24 protein-coding genes are annotated in these 19403 nt (G+C 37.3%); 12 read left to right on the forward strand and 12 right to left on the reverse strand.

The features are described from left to right. Positions 1-62: 62 nt before the first annotated feature. The 4 genes from ABXZ32_RS13420 to ABXZ32_RS13435 are packed head-to-tail and all read right to left on the reverse strand — an operon-like array spanning position 63 to position 3772. Complete coding sequence (locus ABXZ32_RS13420; protein ID WP_354619199.1) at positions 63-1511, reverse strand: RtcB family protein; 1449 nt, start codon at positions 1509-1511, stop codon at positions 63-65. Then, on the reverse strand, positions 1508-1921 hold the full coding sequence (locus tag ABXZ32_RS13425; RefSeq protein ID WP_354619200.1) for an archease: 414 nt from the start codon (positions 1919-1921) through the stop codon (positions 1508-1510). The genes ABXZ32_RS13420 and ABXZ32_RS13425 overlap by 4 nt, the downstream gene beginning before the upstream one ends. Beyond that, positions 1918-2556 (reverse strand): class I SAM-dependent methyltransferase, encoded by a 639-nt coding sequence (locus ABXZ32_RS13430; RefSeq protein ID WP_354619201.1) that lies wholly within the window; start codon positions 2554-2556, stop codon positions 1918-1920. The genes ABXZ32_RS13425 and ABXZ32_RS13430 overlap by 4 nt, the downstream gene beginning before the upstream one ends. A gap of 46 nt (positions 2557-2602) precedes the next feature. Continuing rightward, positions 2603-3772, reverse strand: a complete 1170-nt coding sequence (locus tag ABXZ32_RS13435) for a baeRF7 domain-containing protein (protein WP_354619202.1) — start codon at positions 3770-3772, stop codon at positions 2603-2605. Positions 3773-3982: 210 nt separating this feature from the next. Here ABXZ32_RS13435 and ABXZ32_RS13440 point away from each other — a divergent pair, with 210 nt between their 5' ends. The 4 genes from ABXZ32_RS13440 to ABXZ32_RS13455 are packed head-to-tail and all read left to right on the forward strand — an operon-like array spanning position 3983 to position 7443. Beyond that, positions 3983-4828 carry a universal stress protein gene (locus ABXZ32_RS13440; RefSeq protein ID WP_354619203.1) on the forward strand — a complete coding sequence of 282 codons (846 nt, stop codon included), beginning with the start codon at positions 3983-3985 and terminating at the stop codon, positions 4826-4828. A gap of 15 nt (positions 4829-4843) precedes the next feature. Then, the gene (locus tag ABXZ32_RS13445; RefSeq protein ID WP_354619204.1) at positions 4844-5701 is read left to right on the forward strand and encodes a universal stress protein; all 858 of its coding nucleotides are present in this window, start codon (positions 4844-4846) and stop codon (positions 5699-5701) included. 5 nt (positions 5702-5706) lie between these two features. Beyond that, positions 5707-6555 (forward strand): universal stress protein, encoded by an 849-nt coding sequence (locus ABXZ32_RS13450; RefSeq protein WP_354619205.1) that lies wholly within the window; start codon positions 5707-5709, stop codon positions 6553-6555. A 36-nt stretch (positions 6556-6591) separates the two neighbouring features. Beyond that, positions 6592-7443, forward strand: a complete 852-nt coding sequence (locus ABXZ32_RS13455; protein WP_354619206.1) for a universal stress protein — start codon at positions 6592-6594, stop codon at positions 7441-7443. Positions 7444-7463: 20 nt separating this feature from the next. On the opposite strand, the gene ABXZ32_RS13460 is transcribed toward ABXZ32_RS13455, so the two are convergent. After that, positions 7464-7733 carry a hypothetical protein gene (locus tag ABXZ32_RS13460; RefSeq protein WP_062053745.1) on the reverse strand — a complete coding sequence of 90 codons (270 nt, stop codon included), beginning with the start codon at positions 7731-7733 and terminating at the stop codon, positions 7464-7466. A 135-nt stretch (positions 7734-7868) separates the two neighbouring features. Here ABXZ32_RS13460 and ABXZ32_RS13465 point away from each other — a divergent pair, with 135 nt between their 5' ends. The 7 genes from ABXZ32_RS13465 (at position 7869) to ABXZ32_RS13495 (ending at position 14380) form a co-directional block, all read left to right on the forward strand. Further along, positions 7869-8840 carry an ROK family protein gene (locus ABXZ32_RS13465; RefSeq protein WP_354619207.1) on the forward strand — a complete coding sequence of 324 codons (972 nt, stop codon included), beginning with the start codon at positions 7869-7871 and terminating at the stop codon, positions 8838-8840. A gap of 107 nt (positions 8841-8947) precedes the next feature. Further along, positions 8948-9787 carry a universal stress protein gene (locus ABXZ32_RS13470; protein ID WP_354619208.1) on the forward strand — a complete coding sequence of 280 codons (840 nt, stop codon included), beginning with the start codon at positions 8948-8950 and terminating at the stop codon, positions 9785-9787. 110 nt (positions 9788-9897) lie between these two features. Beyond that, the gene (locus ABXZ32_RS13475; RefSeq protein ID WP_354619209.1) at positions 9898-10746 is read left to right on the forward strand and encodes a universal stress protein; all 849 of its coding nucleotides are present in this window, start codon (positions 9898-9900) and stop codon (positions 10744-10746) included. Positions 10747-10750: 4 nt separating this feature from the next. Further along, positions 10751-11599, forward strand: coding sequence for a universal stress protein (locus tag ABXZ32_RS13480; RefSeq protein ID WP_354619210.1), 849 nt, complete (start codon positions 10751-10753; stop codon positions 11597-11599). Between the two features lie 172 nt (positions 11600-11771). Continuing rightward, positions 11772-12215: a hypothetical protein gene (locus ABXZ32_RS13485; RefSeq protein WP_354619211.1), complete on the forward strand. Its 444-nt coding sequence runs from the start codon at positions 11772-11774 to the stop codon at positions 12213-12215. Between the two features lie 424 nt (positions 12216-12639). Continuing rightward, entirely contained in the window at positions 12640-12804 is a 165-nt protein-coding gene (locus ABXZ32_RS13490) for a four-helix bundle copper-binding protein (protein ID WP_354619212.1), read from the forward strand. 46 nt (positions 12805-12850) lie between these two features. Next, positions 12851-14380: a GH3 family domain-containing protein gene (locus ABXZ32_RS13495; protein WP_354619213.1), complete on the forward strand. Its 1530-nt coding sequence runs from the start codon at positions 12851-12853 to the stop codon at positions 14378-14380. Between the two features lie 10 nt (positions 14381-14390). On the opposite strand, the gene ABXZ32_RS13500 is transcribed toward ABXZ32_RS13495, so the two are convergent. Then, positions 14391-14954, reverse strand: coding sequence for a hypothetical protein (locus ABXZ32_RS13500; protein ID WP_354619214.1), 564 nt, complete (start codon positions 14952-14954; stop codon positions 14391-14393). A gap of 317 nt (positions 14955-15271) precedes the next feature. Here ABXZ32_RS13500 and ABXZ32_RS13505 point away from each other — a divergent pair, with 317 nt between their 5' ends. Beyond that, a complete protein-coding gene (locus tag ABXZ32_RS13505; RefSeq protein ID WP_354619215.1) occupies positions 15272-15676 on the forward strand; it encodes an arsenate reductase family protein in 405 nt (134 codons plus the stop codon). A 55-nt stretch (positions 15677-15731) separates the two neighbouring features. Here ABXZ32_RS13505 and ABXZ32_RS13510 read toward each other — a convergent pair whose 3' ends face one another. The 6 genes from ABXZ32_RS13510 to ABXZ32_RS13535 form a co-directional block, all read right to left on the reverse strand. Beyond that, positions 15732-16754 (reverse strand): helix-turn-helix domain-containing protein, encoded by a 1023-nt coding sequence (locus tag ABXZ32_RS13510; RefSeq protein ID WP_354619216.1) that lies wholly within the window; start codon positions 16752-16754, stop codon positions 15732-15734. A gap of 132 nt (positions 16755-16886) precedes the next feature. Continuing rightward, the gene (locus ABXZ32_RS13515; protein WP_354619217.1) at positions 16887-17033 is read right to left on the reverse strand and encodes a hypothetical protein; all 147 of its coding nucleotides are present in this window, start codon (positions 17031-17033) and stop codon (positions 16887-16889) included. Positions 17034-17387: 354 nt separating this feature from the next. Further along, positions 17388-17834 (reverse strand): response regulator, encoded by a 447-nt coding sequence (locus ABXZ32_RS13520; protein WP_354619218.1) that lies wholly within the window; start codon positions 17832-17834, stop codon positions 17388-17390. A 10-nt stretch (positions 17835-17844) separates the two neighbouring features. Continuing rightward, positions 17845-18414 carry a helix-turn-helix domain-containing protein gene (locus ABXZ32_RS13525; RefSeq protein ID WP_354619219.1) on the reverse strand — a complete coding sequence of 190 codons (570 nt, stop codon included), beginning with the start codon at positions 18412-18414 and terminating at the stop codon, positions 17845-17847. A 362-nt stretch (positions 18415-18776) separates the two neighbouring features. Continuing rightward, positions 18777-19094, reverse strand: coding sequence for a hypothetical protein (locus ABXZ32_RS13530; RefSeq protein WP_354619220.1), 318 nt, complete (start codon positions 19092-19094; stop codon positions 18777-18779). Between the two features lie 111 nt (positions 19095-19205). Further along, positions 19206-19388 carry a hypothetical protein gene (locus tag ABXZ32_RS13535; protein ID WP_354619221.1) on the reverse strand — a complete coding sequence of 61 codons (183 nt, stop codon included), beginning with the start codon at positions 19386-19388 and terminating at the stop codon, positions 19206-19208. Between the last annotated feature and the right edge of the window lie 15 nt (positions 19389-19403).

Genomic DNA, 19403 nt, shown 5'->3' on the forward strand with positions numbered 1-19403 from the left:
TAAATTTCGATGATATTATTGAACACAAAAGGCCATGAAGTAAGAAATCCTGGTCCTTTTTATTACCCTTTTACCACAGCCACAGGCCTTAGTTTGGCCACCTTTTTTGCAATTCCGGCATCAGATACCGTTTCAACAACGAGATTGACATCCTTGTATGCTATGGGCGCTTCCTCGGCAATTCCTTTGAAGGAACCGGCCTGCACGTAGATGCCCCTTTCTTTCAATTGCTCCTTCAATTGGGGTGCATTTACTTGTTTTTTTGACGCAGTCCTGGACAAGCGTCGCCCGGCACCGTGACAACAGGAACCAAACGTTAGGTCATGGCTTTTGGAGGTGCCTATTAGGATATAGGAACTTGTGCCCATACTGCCTGGAATAATGACCGGTTGTCCCAAGAGGTTATAGGATTCCGGTAGTTCGCTGAACCCTGGTCCAAAAGCCCTAGTGGCCCCTTTTCTATGTACAATTAAAGCATGAGGTTTGCCATCTACATTGTGCGTTTCTAATTTTGCCATATTGTGGGCTACATCATACATGAGTTTAAGTTGGCCATGGTCCTTTCCGAAAATGTTGGCCCATGCTTTTCTGGCCTCCCAAGTAATTACCTGTCTGTTGGCCCACGCATAATTGGCCGCGGCACACATGGCCTTATAGTAATTTTGACCTTCAAGAGAACTAAATGGGACACAGGTGAGCTCACGATCTGGAACACGTATACCATATTTCTCCATAGCGGTCATCATTATCTTTATATGGTCTGTGGCTATTTGGTGTCCAAGTCCTCTGGAGCCTGTATGGATCAGCACCACCAATTGCCCTTTTTTTAATCCAAAAGCTTCGGCCACTTCCGGTTCATATATTTCATCCACATAATCCACTTCCACAAAATGGTTACCTGATCCTATGGTGCCAAGCTGGTCCAAGCCCCTACTTTTTGCCCTTTCAGAAACTTTTGAGGGGTCCGCATCGGGTAGGTGTCCGTTGTTCTCAATAAATGCGAGATCTTTTATATTGCCATAGCCTTTATCAATAGCCCATTTGGCCCCTAGGGACAACACATCTTCCATCTCTTTATGGGTAAGATGAAGAAACCCTCCTTTACCCATTCCAGAAGGAATTTGGGCATACATTTCCTTGGATAGCGCTTCTATTTTGTCCTTCACTTCCTCTAACATTATGGTTGAGGTTAGTAAGCGAACCCCACAATTGATGTCATATCCTATTCCCCCTGGAGAAATGGCGCCGTCTGGATGTGAAGTCGCAGCAACCCCCCCAATAGGGAACCCATAACCTTCATGAACGTCTGGCATTACCCAAGAGGCTCCCTGAATGCCAGGTAAACTTGCTACATTGACCAATTGGACCAATGATCTGTCCCCTATGATGTCGTCCAATATGGGCTCATGGGCCAATACCCTTGCAGGAACCAACATATTTTTATGGAACGATTTAGGGATTTCCCACAGATAGTCCTCAATTTTACTCAGATGGTGTTTGCCGATTTTCATATGTCAAATATTATGAAGGTTTCCCATTTATTTTGTTGGTTCTTTATAAGATTCGCCTCGTGATAGGTAACTGCTTTTATTTCCTCGTCCAATTTATTTATGGCTTCTCCATAAATGGAGGCTTCTAAAAGGTTGGTTTCCATTTTTTTTATCTCTAATTGACAAAAAACCGCTTTTTCGTCATAGGAAACCGACAAGGCCTCAGAAAGGAAATCAATCAATAGGCAGGTACGATCTTTGGACTCAATTCTTATATCTACTTTCAAAGATCCATTGAACGGTTGGTTACAAAATCCCTCCTTCATTATTTCACTCATTCCAAGTAGCGCGGTTTCGAATACTTCCGTGAGGGTGTTGGCCTCCACTTTCATTCTGATATCCGCTGTATGCGGATGAAATTCGTATTTCATTTTTTGTCGGCCTTAATGACCACGAAAGATCCTTCTCCATATCCAGGTTTAGGCATTTGCACGGTTTCAATCTCTTCCAGGTCTCCAAAAAGGGTTTGGTTGTATTCCAAATTTTTAAAACGTCTGTCTTTTAATATTTTGGTTATCTGATCCACTGTGTAATACGTGGCATGTTTAAAAAAGGTACTGCGCTGCCTTTTTTGCTCATATTGTTGGGCTATACTTTGTTCCTTATCCAGAAAACCTATAATAATAGATCCTTTAGGTTTTAAAACCCTATAGGCCTCTTCCACGGCATCTTTAAAGTCTTCTAAATGACATATTGTGACAAAAAGGACAAAATCGAATTGCAAATCGCCGTAGGGTAATTTTTCTGCTAATCCGGGAATGATCTCAATGCCTTTTTTAATGGCTTTTTTTGCCATTTCCAATGAAGGTTCTATTCCTTCTTTTATGCCTAAGGGTTGGGCAAATCTCCCCGTTCCAACACCAACTTCTATCCCGCGTATGTTTTCGGGCAACTTGGCCATTTGTTCCTTTATAGCTTCCAATTCGGACAAGTATGCCTTTTCGTGTAAGGTATACCAGTTGTCGTAGGCTTCCACGTTATTGTCAAATACTGTAACATTTTTCATAACCATAAAATTTTATAATGAATAGATTGGGGCCATTTTTTAAGTTTCAATACCTGAACAACGCATTGAATGGTGCACCCTTAATTGGCATATCATCTGGGGCCATTAAAAACACGTTCCCTTTCTGTTTCAGGGTCTTCAATGCGGCCATATGGGATAAGGAGACATTCTGAGGCTCTTTGGTACTGTTGATATTGACGTGTTCACTGTCCTTGCTATACGTACCGTAAACGTCCATATCTTTCGGTAAGAACAGGGTATCAATTTTGCCGTTAACCGCGGCTGGGATGATATCCTCAGTAACATAGGATGTTTTAGAGGTATTGTAGAGTTCATTGAATTGTTTTAGTTTGGATTTTCTTTTGGTCTCAAAATAATCTGCAATCAACGCCCAAGAAGCCTGGTGCAATTCTTTTTTGTCCGTGAATTGGGAATCCCCTGGAATGTGTTTGTCATAAAGATTCTTATAGGAATTGGCTTCTTTGTACAATGGGAACAAGGAATCTACACAAGCAAGTACCAATGGACTGTTTTGACCATTGATCACCTTGTTGACACCCTTGTCCAATGCCCTGAAAAATGTAATGAGTTCCTTCTTTTCATCGTCCTTACCATCACCATGTCCATGAAATATACCTGCCCCATGTGGTGCCTGCCCACTTCTGAACTGCACAAGCTTTGGCCTAAAATCAAAGCCAACTGCCTTTTCCAACTGGTCAGGTGCAAAATCATCGATGTAAAGGTCTTTTAGGCCGTATTTGGAAGCTTCATATAGTTTAACGTAATCCTGACTTAATTCCAATAAATAGTAGAGCCCTTGGTCGGTGTATAATGGTAATAAGGGACTGAGATAAAAATGGTTCGCCACATGGATCTTTGTGTCAAAGGAAATGGGAAAGGTGTAATATTGAAGTCCATCCTCATTTAGAAATATGGCCAAACCATCTGACGGATTTCTCCAAAGTTCCAAGTTCGTTAAAAGGCTTTCCAAGGGAAGTAGGTATTCTTTAATTTCTTGGGGACTTAAAGTATAGGTTTCAAGTGTTTTATGAACCTGCTTAATGGCACTTTTTAATCTGGCCTGGGCAAGATGCTCATTTTGTTCCTTTCCTTTTTTATCCATGGGCAAATAGATAGATACGGAGTGTAAACCCCTTTTGTCCGATAAGATTTCAAATTCCTTATATAGAAGAGGATGATTGATTTGTGTACTCATAATTTCCAGTTTTAGCCTTAAAGTATGGATACCTATATTAAAATACTATGATGTATATCAGTCACTTATCTGAAATGGTAATAGTCACTTTTTGGATATGATGGAATGGGATGTTCCATGTGAACTTACCCAATTAAAGACAACTGATATTTGTCATTGTTTCCCCTTCCTTGTCAGAGTACTTTTAAAGGAAAGGTTTAAACAATTACTATGAAAATAATATTAATACCCACCGACTTTTCGTCTAATGCCATGAACGCCATCAATTATGCCGTAAAATTCTTCAAGTATCAACGCTGTGAAATGTATTTTATGCACGCCTATGCGGATGAGGTTTATGGTGAATCCAGTGATATGAATACCGCTGATTTTGGTGTTTATAAAGATAAAGTTGAGAAAAAGGTGGATGGGGCCTTAGAGAAATTATTGGAAGAGTTAAAGATCCTTTCGCCAAATCCAAGACACCAATATAAAACTTTGTCCGTATTCGGATCCCTTATTGATTCTGCCAATGATTTTGTGGAGGAAAAGAATATTGATATTGTGGTAATGGGTACCAAAGGGGAAACCAATGATCAGAAGCTCACTTTTGGATCACACACCTTACAAGTATTAAAATATGTGCAATGTCCGGTCTTGGCCATTCCCGCAAATTTTGAATACGTAAAACCTAAAAAAATACTGTTTCCAACGGATTATATGGTCCCCTATAAAAGGCGGGAATTAAAACTCTTATGTGACTTGGCTTGTTCCTACAGATCGGAGATTCATTTTCTATACCTATCAAAATTTGCAAAACTGGCACGTAGGCAGGAGGACAACAAAATGTTTTTGGAAGGATCCCTACAAGATCTGACCCTCATCTTTGAAATTGTGGATAGTGAAGACCGAACTGATACCATAAAGAAGTATATAGAAATAAATGATATTCAATTATTGGTCATGGTAAATTCCCGGCATTCTTTTTTGGAAAGTATGTTGTACCAATCTACCATTGATCAATTGGGATTGGCCATTCAAGTACCGTTTCTGGTCATGCAGAATTTGGTAAGATAATTCTAAAGTAAACTTATGAAACGTATCCTATTGCCTACAGATTTCTCAAAGAATGCATGGAACGCCATTTCCTATGCCTTATCCTTTTTTAAAAATGAGGAATGCACCTTTTACATTTTGCATACATACACCCCTTCCTTTTTCAGAGTAGATTATATGTTGGGAGGACCCTCATTCAGTGCCATACCCGATGCAGGGGTGGAGGCCTCAATAAAAGGATTGGAAAAAACACTTAAGGACATAAAAAAACAACATCCCAACCCCAAACACACCTTTGAGACCTTATCAGCCTTTAATATTTTAACGGATGAGATCAATGAGGCAGTGGAAAATAAGGGCATAGATTTAATCGTAATGGGCACCCAAGGTGCCACAGGAGCCAAGGATTTATTCATTGGCACAAATACCATACATGTACTGCGGAAGGTAAAAATACCAGTATTGGCCGTACCGGCAGCGTGTACATACAAAGAGATCCAAAAATTGGTTTTTGCTACAGATTATTGGACCGAGTATAAGAAAGAGGAATTGGACCCACTAACGCGTCTCGTTAAAATGCACAAGGCCAAACTTATAGTTTTACATGTATTGGAGGAAATGGGAATCTGGGAAAAACAGGAAGAGAACAAAAAAAATCTAATTAAATATTTAGGGGACACTCCACATTCTTTTGACCAAATTAAAAGCAAGCATGTGGCGGATGCCATCCAGGAATATGTAAAAAGCAACCAATTGGATCTTTTGGCCATGCAAAATAGGAAGCACTTTTTTTGGGAGCGTTTATTAACACGTCAAAATGTGGAGGCCATAGGTTTTCATATTAAAGTGCCATTTTTGGTACTTAGGGATACCGGTAAGTCAATTAAACAGTAACTCAGATGAAAAATATTCTAATTCCCACCGACTTTTCAGATAATGCATGGAATGCTATTTTCTTTGTCCTGAAGCTTTATAGGGATGTTGAATGTTCCTTTTATATACTTCATGTTTATGAAGTAAGTGCCTCCCAGATAAAGGGTGCCAGAGATTCCCGGAAAGCGGGTAAATTATATGAAACCATGGCACTGGAATCGGAAAACGGACTTACGGGCGTCATGGATTATCTGAACAAAAACCATAAAAACCCTAATCATATTCTTTATAGTATATCCAAGTCAGACTATCTTGTGGGAGCCATAGAGGAACTACTTTTTGAAAGGCCTTTTAAACTGATAGTCATGGGGACCAAAGGTGCCACAGGAGCCAAGGAGGTATTTATGGGCAGTAATACGGTACGTGTAATTAAATCGATAAGAAACTGTTCCATTTTAGCCGTTCCAGAAGAATTTAATTTTCAGCAATTGGACCATGTGGTGTTCCCAACGGATTTTACAAGATTCTTTTATAGATTCGAGTTATTGCCCTTATTGGAATTGGGAACTATATGGAATACCACCATAAATGTTTTTCATGTAGCCCAACAAGTGGTACTTACTGAGGAACAAAAATCGAATCAGAGAATTTTAAAGGAGCGACTGAAAGAACTGAAAGTGGAATTCTGTGAAAAAAACATCCAAACTACCGTTGCAGATACCATTGTACAGTTCTCTTTGGAAATAAAAGCAGACATGATAGTGCTCATTCATTACCAACATACTTTTTTGGAAAAAATGACACAAGAACCGGTGGTAAAAAAAGTAGGGTTTCATTCCAAAGTACCCTTATTGGTCTTGCCGGAACTGGCATAAAAAAATTGCAGGAAAATTGACAAAAAAAAACGAACCATGAAAAAGATATTGTTGCCCACCGACTTTTCAACAAATGCATTGAATGCTATAAATTATGCCCTTTATTTATTTGAAAATGAGGAATGTACTTTCTATATCCTTCATACTGTACAAATAGGACCATCTGGATATAGCAGCTCGTTCAATAAAGGACGGGATACCAGATTACAGAATATAACCATGGAAGAAGCAGAGCGTAACGCAACATCTTTAAAGGCTTCCTTGGAGGCAAAAAAGAAGAATCCCAAACATACAATTGAAACAATAATCAATACGGATACCTTATTGAATGCAATAGGTAAAAATGTTATCAATAAGGACATTGACTATATTTTTATGGGAACCAAAGGTGCTTCAGGCGTTAAATCGATATTTATGGGAAGCAACACGGTAAGTGTTATTAAAAACATAGATTTTTGTCCATTAATTGCTGTACCAGAGGAGTATTCTTTTAGTGTCCCTACGGAAATATTATTTTCAACAGATTTCAAGCATGAGTACAGTGAAATTGAATTGGAGCCATTAATCACCCTTGCAAAATTATGGAACTCTAAAATAGTGGTAGTACATTTTGGACTTACAGATGATTTGGGCGAGCCACAACTAAAGGCCAAGGAAATATTGAAGAATCGACTTGTTGATTTATCACATAGCATGGCCCAAGGCTATGCCGACATTTCTGTTGCTGATGCCATAAATGAATATATAGCCAAACACAGGGCAATTGGGATGGTTGCCATGATGAATAGGAAGCATGGTTTTTTTGAAAAGTTAACTCGTGAACCTATTATTAAAAGAGTAGCTTTTAGATCGGAGATACCCCTGTTTATTTATCCAAAATTGGAATAGCAAATAAACAGATGACCGAATTATGCAACCTCATAATTATCAGTTACATGATGATGAACATAAGGGTTTTGAGCGGTAGGATATTTACAGAACTTAATTGGGTATCCAATTCTCCATAATTCCTGTTTTACCTGTTGAAAAGTCAAAGGGTTTGCGTAAAGGAAGAATATAATTTGATTTTCCAAATCTATATCCAAGATCCTCACATTTAGGATTCTACTAAGATTCCGGGTAATAATTCTTTTATCCTCATCGCTTTTAAGATGATCCAATTGGGCAATCGCTTTCATAGTACTTGATTTAGGGTTAATCTCAAATTTATTCCATTATAATCTGGTATAAAATGATTTATATCATGTCAAGTAATTTTATGATCATTTAAGTTTAATTATATAATTAATCTGTTGGTAAGTTTAGAGAAAAAAATGGGAGCATTGTCGAAAAAAATAGAGGTTGTGCTTGCAATGGATATTGGAGGTACCTATACCAAAATTGGTTTAGTGGAGAAGGATGGCACCATTAGGGGCAAGCGTGTATTTAGTACTGGATCCAAACACTCCTTTCCAGGGTTTGTTCTGAACTTGGAAGAGGAGGTAGCCTTACTCTGTGCAAAAATGAAAGATAAGATCAAAATAGTCGCAATTGGTATTGGTGCGCCCAACGCCAATTGTTTTACTGGTCAGATGGAACATCCACCAAATTTTAAATGGGGAGATGTCGTTCCAATTTCAGAAACTATTTCCTCATTGTACAAATTACCAGTCGTCATTGCCAATGATGCCAATGCAGCCGCAGTAGGGGAACTTGTATATGGTATGGCAAAAGACATGAAGCATTTTGTAGTGCTGACGCTTGGTACAGGCCTTGGGAGCGGAATAGTGGTAGATGGTAAATTGGTAACCGGCGCCAATGGCATGGCAGGAGAGCTTGGCCATGTAAGCGTGGATCCAGAAGGCAGGAAATGTAATTGCGGACTGAAAGGGTGTTTGGAAACCTATGCTTCTGTCACAGGAATTAAAAGAACAGTATTTGAGCTATTGGCAGAGCTAAACGAGGAATCTACTTTAAGAAGCATTAGCTATGAATCCTTGACCGGAGAAATCATTTCCGAGCAGGCACTAAAGGGCGATGTAATTGCTTTAAAGGCCTTTGAAATTACAGGGAAACTACTTGGAAGCAAATTGGCAGACACAGTTGCACATCTAGATCCGGAAGCATTTATCTTATCGGGCGGATTGAGTAAAGCAGGTGATATATTATTGGGACCGGTGGTGAGAAATTTGGAAAAAAATCTATTTGCGGCCTATAGAGGGAAGGTCAAGGTATATCTATCCCCAACAGAGAGTTCCGATGCCATTCTTGGCCCTGCTGCCCTTGTATGGCAGGAAAGGAAGTAATGATTACTACACCAAAGGGCCTTGAACATTCTTCTGAAGATGATAATAATCATTTCTTGCGGGCATTTTTGCGTCTACTTTTAAGTCGACCATTAACATAAATGACCATGAAGAAGATTTTGATTCCCACCGATTTTTCTGAGAATGCCTGGAATGCTTTAACATTTGCGCTTGCCTTGTTCGCGAAAGAGAAATGTCATTTTCTTTTGCTCCATATAAATCCAATTGTGTATACCGGTGCTGAAAACGCCGTTATAATGCCCCACCACCTATTAAAAGAAACGGTATTAGAGAAAAGTAGGGAAAAGCTAAAATCTTGGACACAAAAAATTGAAAAGGCATCGACAAATAAAAACCATATTTTCGAAAGCTTGGCGGTCTATGATTTTTTTGTGGACGCCATTAAATTACAGTTGGAGGAATCAGAGGTCGACTTAATCGTTATGGGTACAAAAGGAGCCACTGGTTTAAAGAAAGTCACTATTGGCAGTAATACCGGCCATGTGATCACAAAAATTAAATGTCCTTTATTGGCGGTCCCAGAAAATGCGAAATTTAATGGCTTAAAAGAGATTATGTTTCCCACAGATTATCATACCGGGATTGATATTAATGTACTGGATGATCTGAAAGCGATAATGGCCCTCCACAATTCAAGTTTAAAAATCGTTCATATGGTATCCAAAGAAGAAGAAAAGCTGACCAAGGAACAAGATAGGAACAAAGATTTTTTGAAGGATTATTTTTCAAATTCAGACCAAAGTTTCCAAAAGATACTCGGGACTAGATTGGAAGAGGCCATTCAATCTCTTACCGAAAGTCAACAAATAGACATGATAGTGATGGTGGCTAAAAACCAAAATTTTATCCAACGCTTATTGTTCAGACCTACAGTGGAACAAATTAGCTATCACATCAGCACCCCTTTTCTTGTTCTTCATGAATAATTAAAGCCTTGCCCGATTTTAGGTGATGGCCACCTTTTAATAGAACTGATAAATATCATGGTTTTAAGAGCATATCACTGGTATTTTTAATACATCAAAATAAACCTGACATGAAAAAAGTACTGATCCCAACCGATTTTTCTGCTAATGCATATAACGCAATCAGTTATGCATTGAAACTATACAAAAATGAAGAAACTACCTTTTATTTGATGAACACCTATACGCCTGCGGTGTACCAATCTGAATATTTGCTTTTTAGTCCAGGTCAGATAGGTTTGGGAGATATTTATCAAGAGAATTCAGAAAAAAAATTAAATGAAGTTAAACGGTGTATCCTGGAGGAATTTAACAACCCCAAGCATACATTTATAATTCATTCCGCCTTCAACACTTTGGTATATGAGGTTGTGGAGACCGTGGAGAATGAAAAGATCGATGTAGTGGTAATGGGGACCCAAGGGGCTACTGGAGCCAAAGAAATTTTGTTGGGAACCAATACGGTACATGTAATTAAACAAGCTAAATGTCCAGTATTGGTAGTGCCTCCGAAGTATTCTTTTGTTGCTCCCAAAGAAATTCTTTTCCCAACGGATTATGAGATCGACTATAAGAAAACACCACTAGATCAACTTACCAACATTGCTAAGATCCATGAATCTAACATTGACATCTTACATGTGTCCTCCGGAAATGAATTAACGAACGATCAATTGGAAAACAAATCTAAATTGGGAGAGCTACTAGGGGAGATTCCACATCGTTTCCACGATGTAACCGATCAGGAAATCATCACAGCCATTAATAATTTCCAAACAGATCAGAAGATAAATTTACTGACCATGGTTCGAAATAAACATACTTTTTTGGAACGCTTGTTTATAGAACCCATCATAAAAAAAATAAGTTTTCATGTAACCATCCCATTTTTGGTGCTCCCGCATAATTCAAAAGTGTAAGCCCATGAAAAATATTCTAGTTCCAACAGACTTTTCCAATGACGCTTATAATGCTTTGTTTTATATCACACAACTTTTAAAAGATACCCACTGTACTTTTCATATTCTTAATTGTTATGATGAAAAATCAAAGGTCCTGACCAAAAAAGGGGGGGAGCTCAATGAAAAGGAATTACCCTATGCACTTAGGGTAGATTCAAAAGAAGGCCTCCTAAAAACCAAGCATAGGATTGTATTGGATACAGGGCATGAAAAACACTCTTTTGAATCCATTTCAAAAAAGGGTGATCTTATAAAAACAGTGGCCAAACTGGTAAAGGACCTTCAAATTGATTTGGTGGTCATGGGAAACAAGGGGATTACAGGTGCCAAGGATATCTTTATGGGCAGCAATACCACGAGGGTCATACATTCTGGATTAGCATGTCCGGTATTGACCATTCCCAAGGAAATCGATTTTAAAATCCCAAAGAATCTTGCCTTGGTAACGGATTATAAAAATTGCATAAGCGCTGAACAAATGGCCGCGATTATGGAAATAACTGGAATTTCAGGTGCTACAATTCGCGTTATGCATATTAATGAAAAAGAAAGCTTGGACAAATTTGAAACGTCCAATATGAATACGTTGACCAAATATTTGGAAAAAGTTGATCACAGCTTTCATTGGATGCCAAAATTTTCATCAAAAACAGAGGCCATACAGTTGTTTTTGGAGGAACTTGAAATAGATATGTTGGTTATGTTCCATTCTGAGCATAGCCTTATGGACAAAATATTTAGGGAACCAGTTATTAAAAAGATAACATTTGATATAGAACTCCCGTTCTTAGTGATCAACCTATCCAAGTGATATTCCATTTTGAAAAATAAGATAGACTGTACTATTTTGAGTTGAATTGCTTCTTGAAAATCTGCTTCAACTGACTTAAATCATTTGAGGATTTCGGCCGATTCCATAATTTACTTTTCTGCTATTGGGATGATAAATCCTCTGGAGCTTTATAATTATATAGATACTAATTATGAACACAAAAGAACGCAAAATAAACTATGTGGAATGGTTGAGTCCTGAAGAAATGCACGACATGTCCATTCAATGGTTTTCCGAATTGATGTTTATTAAAGATGAGCAATTGTTCCTAAATAATTTGATTAAATCCTATACCATTCAATTAACGGATAAAGGTGTTTTTGAGAAGAGCAAGGAGTTGGTGACTGCATTGCTTAACGCCGAAAAAGAAGTGGTTGGCCTATTGAAAAAAGTACAACAGCACAACAACCAGTTAGAGATTATGGTAGATGATGTGGATCAGTTAAAAATGGAAAAAGCATATAAAGCAACGCATAATGATTTATTGTTGGAGGTGAATGAATATGGCAATACCTATAGAAACATAAAGGAAAGATTGTTCAAACTTGTCTCCAAGGTTATGAAATTGGATAAGCAAAAAAGATTGCTGAATTAGTCTGATTATAGTAAATCGGAATCTTGAACCGATTTGCAAAGTAATGGGCACCCAAATGGGTTGCCCATTTTTTTTTGATTACGGAAAGAGGTACAACTTATAAACAATGGTCATATGTGTTAGTATTTATTTCGATTGAGACCAACTAAAATTATGAATATGAACATCTTGGGGGAGGTATAGAACTATCCAAGAAAAAAGGAGATATCGGGTTTGTAGAAATTTGGGGATAGGCGAAAAAGGGCAGTAACTCTTAAATTCCATTATAATGAATGCAACCTATGAAGAATGTATCAAAGCGTGTCAGCAATGTCTAATTGATTGTCAAAATTGTCTTACGGTCATGGCGGGCAGGGAAAGTATGAACGACTGTCCTTATTGTTGTATGCTTTGTATAGATGCGTGTTTATCTTGTTTAAAGTTCATGGTTGCTGATAGTAGTTTTGCAAAACAGTATTGCCAATTATGTGCAGAAGTATGCGAATGGTGTGCATCCCAGTGTGAAGAACATAAAAATAAGCACTGTAAACTATGTGCCGAAAGCTGCAGAAGATGTATGGAAGAATGTAAAAAAATAGCAGCTGCCTAAGGTGAAATTAATAAAGTTGCTTAGTTAAAGGTGGAGAAAAGATTATATGGCGGTTATTGGAAATATTATCAAAGGATTTATTGAGGTAAAAGATGCTCTGACACCAGAAGCAAACCCTGTCGAAGAACAACAACAGGTCTTGCGACAATTATTGGACAAGGCGAAAGATACAGAATTTGGTGCGTATTATGGATTTAAGGAACTTCTAGATTCGGACGATATAGAACATTCTTTTGCCAAAAGGGTTCCTTACTTTGATTATGATAGTATTCAAAATAATTGGTGGCATAAATTACATCAACAGAAAGAAAATATTACTTGGCCAGGTAACCCAACTTATTTTGCTCTCAGTTCTGGGACCACAGGCAAAGAAAGCAAACGCATTCCCGTTACAGATGAAATGGTAGACGCTATAAGGCAGGCGGGCATAAAACAAGTATTTGCGCTAAGCAATTTTGATCTTCCCCCAGATTTTTTCGAGAAGGAAATAATGATGTTGGGAAGTTCTACAGATCTTACAGAAAAAAATGATCATTTGGAGGGAGAAATTAGTGGCATAAGTGCCAGTAATATTCCTTCTTGGTTTCGTGGATATTACAAACCAGGGCAAGAAATTTCCAAAATGGAGGATTGGGATGAACGCGTACAAAAAATCGCGGAAAATGCCCCTAAATGGGATATAGGATCAATCAGCGGTATTCCTTCATGGATAGAGCTTATGTTACAGAAGGTCATAGAGTATCACGATTTAAAACATATTCACGAAATATGGCCCAATCTTCAGGTATACACCTCAGGGGGTGTTGCCTTTGGTCCTTATGAGAAAAGTTTTAATGCCCTGATGGGAAAACAGATTACCGTCATAGACACCTATTTGGCCTCAGAAGGGTTTATAGCCTTTCAGGCAAGGCCGGAAACTACTTCTATGAAATTGATTACCGATAACGGTATTTATTTTGAGTTTGTTCCCTTTCATCCAGAGTATATCAATCCCGATGGTTCCCTGACGTCAAATGCGCCTGTCTTAACCCTTTCAGAAGTAGAAGATGGCAAAGAGTATGTATTGCTCATAAGTACCGTTTCAGGGACTTGGAGGTATGTGATTGGGGATACCATAGAATTTACGGATATTGACAGGGCAGAAATAAAAATTACAGGAAGGACCAAATTTTTTTTAAATACGGTGGGGTCCCAATTATCCGTTAATAAAATGGACGATGCCATTAAAAATTTGGAAGATGAGTTCGGGATCAAGATTCCTGAATATACGCTTTGTGCCAAAAGAATTGAGGGAGAATTTTATCATTGTTGGTATTTGGGAACAGAAGACCAGGCGAATGGCCAAGACCTGGCAGACCGTTTAGATTCTTATTTAATGGAAGCCAACAAAAATTACAAGGTGGCCAGATCCAAGGCTTTGGGAGGTGTTAAAGTGACGGTGGTGCAGCCAAATGTATTTTATGAGTGGAACGCCCGAAACAAGAAAAAGGGTGGACAAGTAAAAATGGAAAGGGTCATGGGGGAGGAGAAGTTTAAGGATTGGGAAGCTTTTATCGAAGAAATAAGTACTACATAAAATCTATTAATTATAGATCCCTTTGTTCCACCATCAACATAATCTCCTCAGGGGACAAATAATATCTTTTTATTCTATTTCTGTAATTTTCTGTAATTTCTGCGTTATTGAGAATATAATTTTTGGTCTCCAAAATATATTCTTCCATTCCGTGGGCTACGGCAAAACAATCGGCTGCCCGCTCTGCCTCAATGATATAATTGGGAGAAAGAAGGTATTGGATCCCAAATGCCAACAAATTTAAGTTGCTCCTATTTCTATAATCAATAATATGGCCCAGTTCGTGCCCAAACCAGCCTATCAATATATTTGAGGGCATATCCTTGGTACTGTATTGCCTATCCGCAATTTTAAAATATTCACTGATAAGAATAACATACTCCCTGTTCTTTTTAGAGCGGAAAAAACTCCAAAAGGTGGGTCTTGCCTGCATAGTCGATTTCTTAATATTCTTTTTGAACTGAAAGGTGATCTTGGTATTGCTCAATTTAGGATAATGGGAGAGGGCTATGGTCGCCTCTTTCTCGATCGACTTTGGGATGATGTGCTGTGCGTTCAAATTATAGATGATCATGAATGTAATAATTAGTAAATAGCGCATTATTAGAATTGAAAAAAGGTGCTCAAAACAGACAATAAAGAATTTATGACACCTTGATTATAGATTACTTAATGAATATTAATTTAGTGATTTTCAGTATGATATCCATGTCCAATTATGGTTTAGGGCAAAGAAAACATCATTAGGGGCATTTTTTGGGACAAGGAAGAAAATGTTCCTTAGAACGCCTTGTCTTTTGAGAATTTGCACGATTCTATTGATGTGGATCGTGTCAATCTGATTATTATTCGAGCACGATTTAGGAACGTTAATTGACTAAATTACATACTATGTATAATAAAATGAATACCATCATGGGAACAATCGCCAAAGATGATCAACAGTTGACAATATACTTCAATTCGGAAAGTACAATAGGCAAACAAACACATGCCTATATCACCGCTTCTTCAAAAGAAATTAGAGCCATTGATATTTCCAAGGAAAACCTTACTGGCACGCAATGGGCAGAACTGGCCGATAAGTTGGGAGTAGACCTTTCGGATCTTATAAATACTGAACACCCAAAGTTTACGGATACCTACGGGGAGGAAGATGTAAAATTGGAGGAGCACGATTGGATAAAAATTCTACAAGGAGAACCGGCAGTGATTACCTGGCCCATTGTGATCAATGGAAACCAATTTTTGCTTATAAAAAATCCTTCAGACGTTGTGAAACATATTAATGATTAATTTAAGCGCAAAAAAAAACCAACCTTATCGGTTGGTTTTTTTTCTTGAAGATGAATTAACCTGTTATTGCCAAAGTATTTTGGTGGTCTTGATATTGTTTTGGGCTACAATTATATTTTTCTTTAAAAATCTTAGAAAAATAACTTCTACTGGTAAGTCCAACTGTATATACCACCTCAGAAATATTTAAATCTGTAGTTTTGATCAAGTGTTCTGCCGCTTCTACACGTACATTTCTGATAAAATCAGTCACGGTTCTTTCGTGCATTAATTTAAATCCTTCTTGTAATTTAGCCGGAGAAAGACCAGACTTATTACTTAAGTACTTTAAGGTATATTGAATTTCTGGATAGTTTTTTATAAACTCAGAAATTTCACGCACGTCTTCCATTTCTCTCTTGGTAAGTGTTCCACGGTTGCTTTCAAGGCTTTCCAAGTCATCGGAATGCTGTTGAATCTCCATTGCGAGTATCATGTGAACTATTCCTTCGATCAACAAGCTCCTTACAATACCTTTTTGTGTGATTGCTGAAAGTTGTTGAATTTTATCGGCTATCCTTAGGTTATATGATCCTGTATAAAGGAAATTGCCGTTTTCTTTTTTCGGGAAAAATGTTTCCGTCAAAGTAGCATTTAGTTTATGGTAAGAAAGAGATTTATCATCTGTACTTACAACTATGGTAGAAATTTTATAATGTATGTCCTTATTAAAATGAAATACATTATTCATTTTAGAATTGGTCGTTACAATCCCAGTTTGAAATTTCTCCAACTTGGTTTTTTCCCCTTCAACACCAAAACTATGCACCAAATGTCCTTTAGAACAGTAAGCGAAATAGATTGGACTTGAATTTAGGGTGCTGTTCACCAAAAGGATATCATTTTTAAAGACAATATCAAATTCAATATAAGAGATGCTCCCTTTAAAGGTAATACCACGAATTAAACCTTCTGCCTTTTCATTGTTCACCGTTAATATTTCCTCATCAGAATTGCGGGTGATGTCTCCTCCAAAATGATTTTGAAGGTCTAGGAACATATTATTAAGATTTGTTGTTTTTAAATTTATGACTTTCATGATAAAGTTTTTAAAGTTGACATTATACCCGACTAATCGGTTCAATTTCCTTATATCTGTTAAGGTGTTCAGGATGGACCTTTGTGTAGTTTTTTGCCTCATTGGTATAATTAAATACCAGGCAAGACTACCCTATTTGTCCAAATTAGAGTCAATAATGGAATGTTGATTTGTCATTCCCATAATAAAATTGTCTGGCATACCTTTAGAACCGACCTCTTTTTTGCGTACTTGGCCTACTCTGGCAAACTGTTGAAGATTATCTAGATACTTTTCCATAATTAGGTTATTTATTGTGTTAGAGACTATAATTTATTTGATAATGTCAAAATTGCGAAAAAAGGAGGCCTTGTCTCTTACACAATTTTTTATTTGTGTTACATAATTCTATTAGTAGATGGGGCAATACGGGAGGTAATATTAGGATAGAAAGCTAATGAAGTAGGACTTTATTCAATGTAAGTAACTGAAAATAAGATAATTAGAAATTTATGGGTGCTATTGCAAAAGAGGGGTAAGTTAGGATATCAACTAAATTGTGTAAAATTAATATTACACAATTTAATGCCCATAGGTGTTCCCTGGTCGTGAAAAAGGAAACAAAAAAAGAATTTAGAATATGTTTGGATTGTTTTACAATCTCAATAAAAAGTTTTCCTTATTAAGGTTGGAAGTGTTGTATTGCCAATTTATTTGAAGGACCCTTTCTATGGCATCTTTCAATTTTGTAAAACTATTGGGTTTATTAATATAAATATTGGCTCCCAAGACGAAGGTATCCTCAATATCTTTCTCAGTAGATGAAGTGGAGTAGATGGCGATGGACATGGAATCAAGAGCGCTGTTTTCCCTAATTTCCTTTAAACACTGTATCCCATTTTTCACAGGCATGTTTAAATCGAGAAAGACTACCTGGGGCAGAATTATATTTGGGAGGTTCAAATAATCCATTAGTTCCTGTCCATTGGTGAACAATGACAGTTTGGTTTGGATCTTTATTTCGTCGATGGCTTCTTTAAATAAGAATCTGTCATCTTCATCATCATCCGCTAAAGCAACATTAAGGGTTTGAAGGTTCATGGATGTTTAATTATAAATTGGGTTTTTGAATACTGTTAGTTCGGCGTTTTTGTATTATTTTCTGAAAAGTAGAAGGGGTGAGTCCCGTGGTTTTCTTAAACTGATAGGATAAATGTGCCACACTACTATAATTCAGTTGGTATGCTATTTCTGTTAATGTATAGTCCTTGTTTATGATTAAGCTCTTTGCGTGGTCTATTTTTTTCAAGATCACAAAATTCTCTATTGATGAATGGGTGACCTCAGAAAAAACATTCGACAAATAAACATACGAATAATTTAGTTTATCTGACAAATAGCTTGAAACTTTATAGTTTTTGGCTTCATCGTCATGAAGAATCATATTGGTGATGGTTTCCTTAATACGCTGTACCAAGGCACTCTTTTGATCATCAATAATTTCAATGCCGTAGGCGGCCAAGGAAGTAGATAATTTATTTATTTGTTGAGGATCTAGGGGGCGTTCAAATTCAATTTCACCCAGTCCATGTAAACGATAAGGTATGGATAGTTCTGCTAACTGTTCTTGTAGAACTATCTTACACATGGTATTAAAATCGTATTTTACATTTAATTTCATTGGCCTACCCTATGTTTACCCCGACTAAGAGATGGACCACTATAAAGAGCACATCTGTCTAAGTATTCAACATTTTCGCAAAGATGGTTCTTTTTTTCATAATTATTGCGATTCTGTGGAATTTTCAAACCCAAATAGTCAATGCTCTATAGGTTATTGAGAAATAAGGAAAGTAGATGTGCTGTGCTCTGCAATCTATTGATATGGAAAACAGGGTAAAATTACATTCTAAGGGTAAGAAACAATTGGAATGTATAATTAATTGTTTAATTGAGTCCAATCCCCTGGTTATACTATAAAGGTAAGAGGGGAGTTTATATAAAATAAAATCTGAGGTGGGACAAATATGTAAAAAGTGGCAATTAAGTTTTGTCGTTTTTTCTAGGGATTTCTTTGAAGAATTCTGCAGCTTCCAGATTAGCCGTTGGTCCGTATCCCATTAGAAAGGTTCCTTTATTACCTTCCTTGGTTTCTAGTACAAATAAAATAGATAGATCAGATGGATTGCTCATCCCTTCATACCGATGTTCTGCTACAATAAAGATGTCCTCTGGCGCATAACCAATTTTAGAATCTACATCTACTAATTGCCCATCATGGAACCTATAGCTGTGTGTATATCCTTTTTCTTGGTATTCTTCGATATAATTTTTCTCGTTTTTTGCAAATTCCGTCATCATCTGTTCTAAATTTTATAATTAAAAAATTGAAAAAGCGGACAACTCATTTTGCATGGAGTTGCCCGTTTTCTAGTTTTGGGGGGAACTTTGGCTTCGGGGGAATATTATGTTTTAATTATCGTCCGTGGCGTCATCTATTTCGTCTTCCACTTCTTCGGCACCCTCTTCGATTCCATCACCGACTTCTTCAATACCGTCTTCTATTTTTTCTCCTGCCGACTTGTCTTCTCTACAACTAGTAAATGAAAGAGAAGTAACTAAAAGAAACATGAGCATTAAAATTGATTTTTTCATATGTGTTGATTTAAG

It is taken from the genome of Sediminicola luteus (genome assembly GCF_040566555.1).
Classification (GTDB): Bacteria; Bacteroidota; Bacteroidia; order Flavobacteriales; family Flavobacteriaceae; genus Sediminicola.

Bases quoted from the DNA above. Each gene is read 5' to 3' on its own strand.
- ABXZ32_RS13420 (WP_354619199.1), bottom strand. From the start codon at position 1,511: ATGAAAATCGGCAAACACCATCTGAGTAAAATTGAGGACTATCTGTGG.
- ABXZ32_RS13425 (WP_354619200.1), bottom strand. From the start codon at position 1,921: ATGAAATACGAATTTCATCCGCATACAGCGGATATCAGAATGAAAGTG.
- ABXZ32_RS13430 (WP_354619201.1), bottom strand. From the start codon at position 2,556: ATGAAAAATGTTACAGTATTTGACAATAACGTGGAAGCCTACGACAAC.
- ABXZ32_RS13435 (WP_354619202.1), bottom strand. From the start codon at position 3,772: ATGAGTACACAAATCAATCATCCTCTTCTATATAAGGAATTTGAAATC.
- ABXZ32_RS13440 (WP_354619203.1), top strand. From the start codon at position 3,983: ATGAAAATAATATTAATACCCACCGACTTTTCGTCTAATGCCATGAAC.
- ABXZ32_RS13445 (WP_354619204.1), top strand. From the start codon at position 4,844: ATGAAACGTATCCTATTGCCTACAGATTTCTCAAAGAATGCATGGAAC.
- ABXZ32_RS13450 (WP_354619205.1), top strand. From the start codon at position 5,707: ATGAAAAATATTCTAATTCCCACCGACTTTTCAGATAATGCATGGAAT.
- ABXZ32_RS13455 (WP_354619206.1), top strand. From the start codon at position 6,592: ATGAAAAAGATATTGTTGCCCACCGACTTTTCAACAAATGCATTGAAT.
- ABXZ32_RS13460 (WP_062053745.1), bottom strand. From the start codon at position 7,733: ATGAAAGCGATTGCCCAATTGGATCATCTTAAAAGCGATGAGGATAAA.
- ABXZ32_RS13465 (WP_354619207.1), top strand. From the start codon at position 7,869: ATGGGAGCATTGTCGAAAAAAATAGAGGTTGTGCTTGCAATGGATATT.
- ABXZ32_RS13470 (WP_354619208.1), top strand. From the start codon at position 8,948: ATGAAGAAGATTTTGATTCCCACCGATTTTTCTGAGAATGCCTGGAAT.
- ABXZ32_RS13475 (WP_354619209.1), top strand. From the start codon at position 9,898: ATGAAAAAAGTACTGATCCCAACCGATTTTTCTGCTAATGCATATAAC.
- ABXZ32_RS13480 (WP_354619210.1), top strand. From the start codon at position 10,751: ATGAAAAATATTCTAGTTCCAACAGACTTTTCCAATGACGCTTATAAT.
- ABXZ32_RS13485 (WP_354619211.1), top strand. From the start codon at position 11,772: ATGAACACAAAAGAACGCAAAATAAACTATGTGGAATGGTTGAGTCCT.
- ABXZ32_RS13490 (WP_354619212.1), top strand. From the start codon at position 12,640: ATGGTTGCTGATAGTAGTTTTGCAAAACAGTATTGCCAATTATGTGCA.
- ABXZ32_RS13495 (WP_354619213.1), top strand. From the start codon at position 12,851: ATGGCGGTTATTGGAAATATTATCAAAGGATTTATTGAGGTAAAAGAT.
- ABXZ32_RS13500 (WP_354619214.1), bottom strand. From the start codon at position 14,954: ATGATCATCTATAATTTGAACGCACAGCACATCATCCCAAAGTCGATC.
- ABXZ32_RS13505 (WP_354619215.1), top strand. From the start codon at position 15,272: ATGTATAATAAAATGAATACCATCATGGGAACAATCGCCAAAGATGAT.
- ABXZ32_RS13510 (WP_354619216.1), bottom strand. From the start codon at position 16,754: ATGAAAGTCATAAATTTAAAAACAACAAATCTTAATAATATGTTCCTA.
- ABXZ32_RS13515 (WP_354619217.1), bottom strand. From the start codon at position 17,033: ATGGAAAAGTATCTAGATAATCTTCAACAGTTTGCCAGAGTAGGCCAA.
- ABXZ32_RS13520 (WP_354619218.1), bottom strand. From the start codon at position 17,834: ATGAACCTTCAAACCCTTAATGTTGCTTTAGCGGATGATGATGAAGAT.
- ABXZ32_RS13525 (WP_354619219.1), bottom strand. From the start codon at position 18,414: ATGAAATTAAATGTAAAATACGATTTTAATACCATGTGTAAGATAGTT.
- ABXZ32_RS13530 (WP_354619220.1), bottom strand. From the start codon at position 19,094: ATGATGACGGAATTTGCAAAAAACGAGAAAAATTATATCGAAGAATAC.
- ABXZ32_RS13535 (WP_354619221.1), bottom strand. From the start codon at position 19,388: ATGAAAAAATCAATTTTAATGCTCATGTTTCTTTTAGTTACTTCTCTT.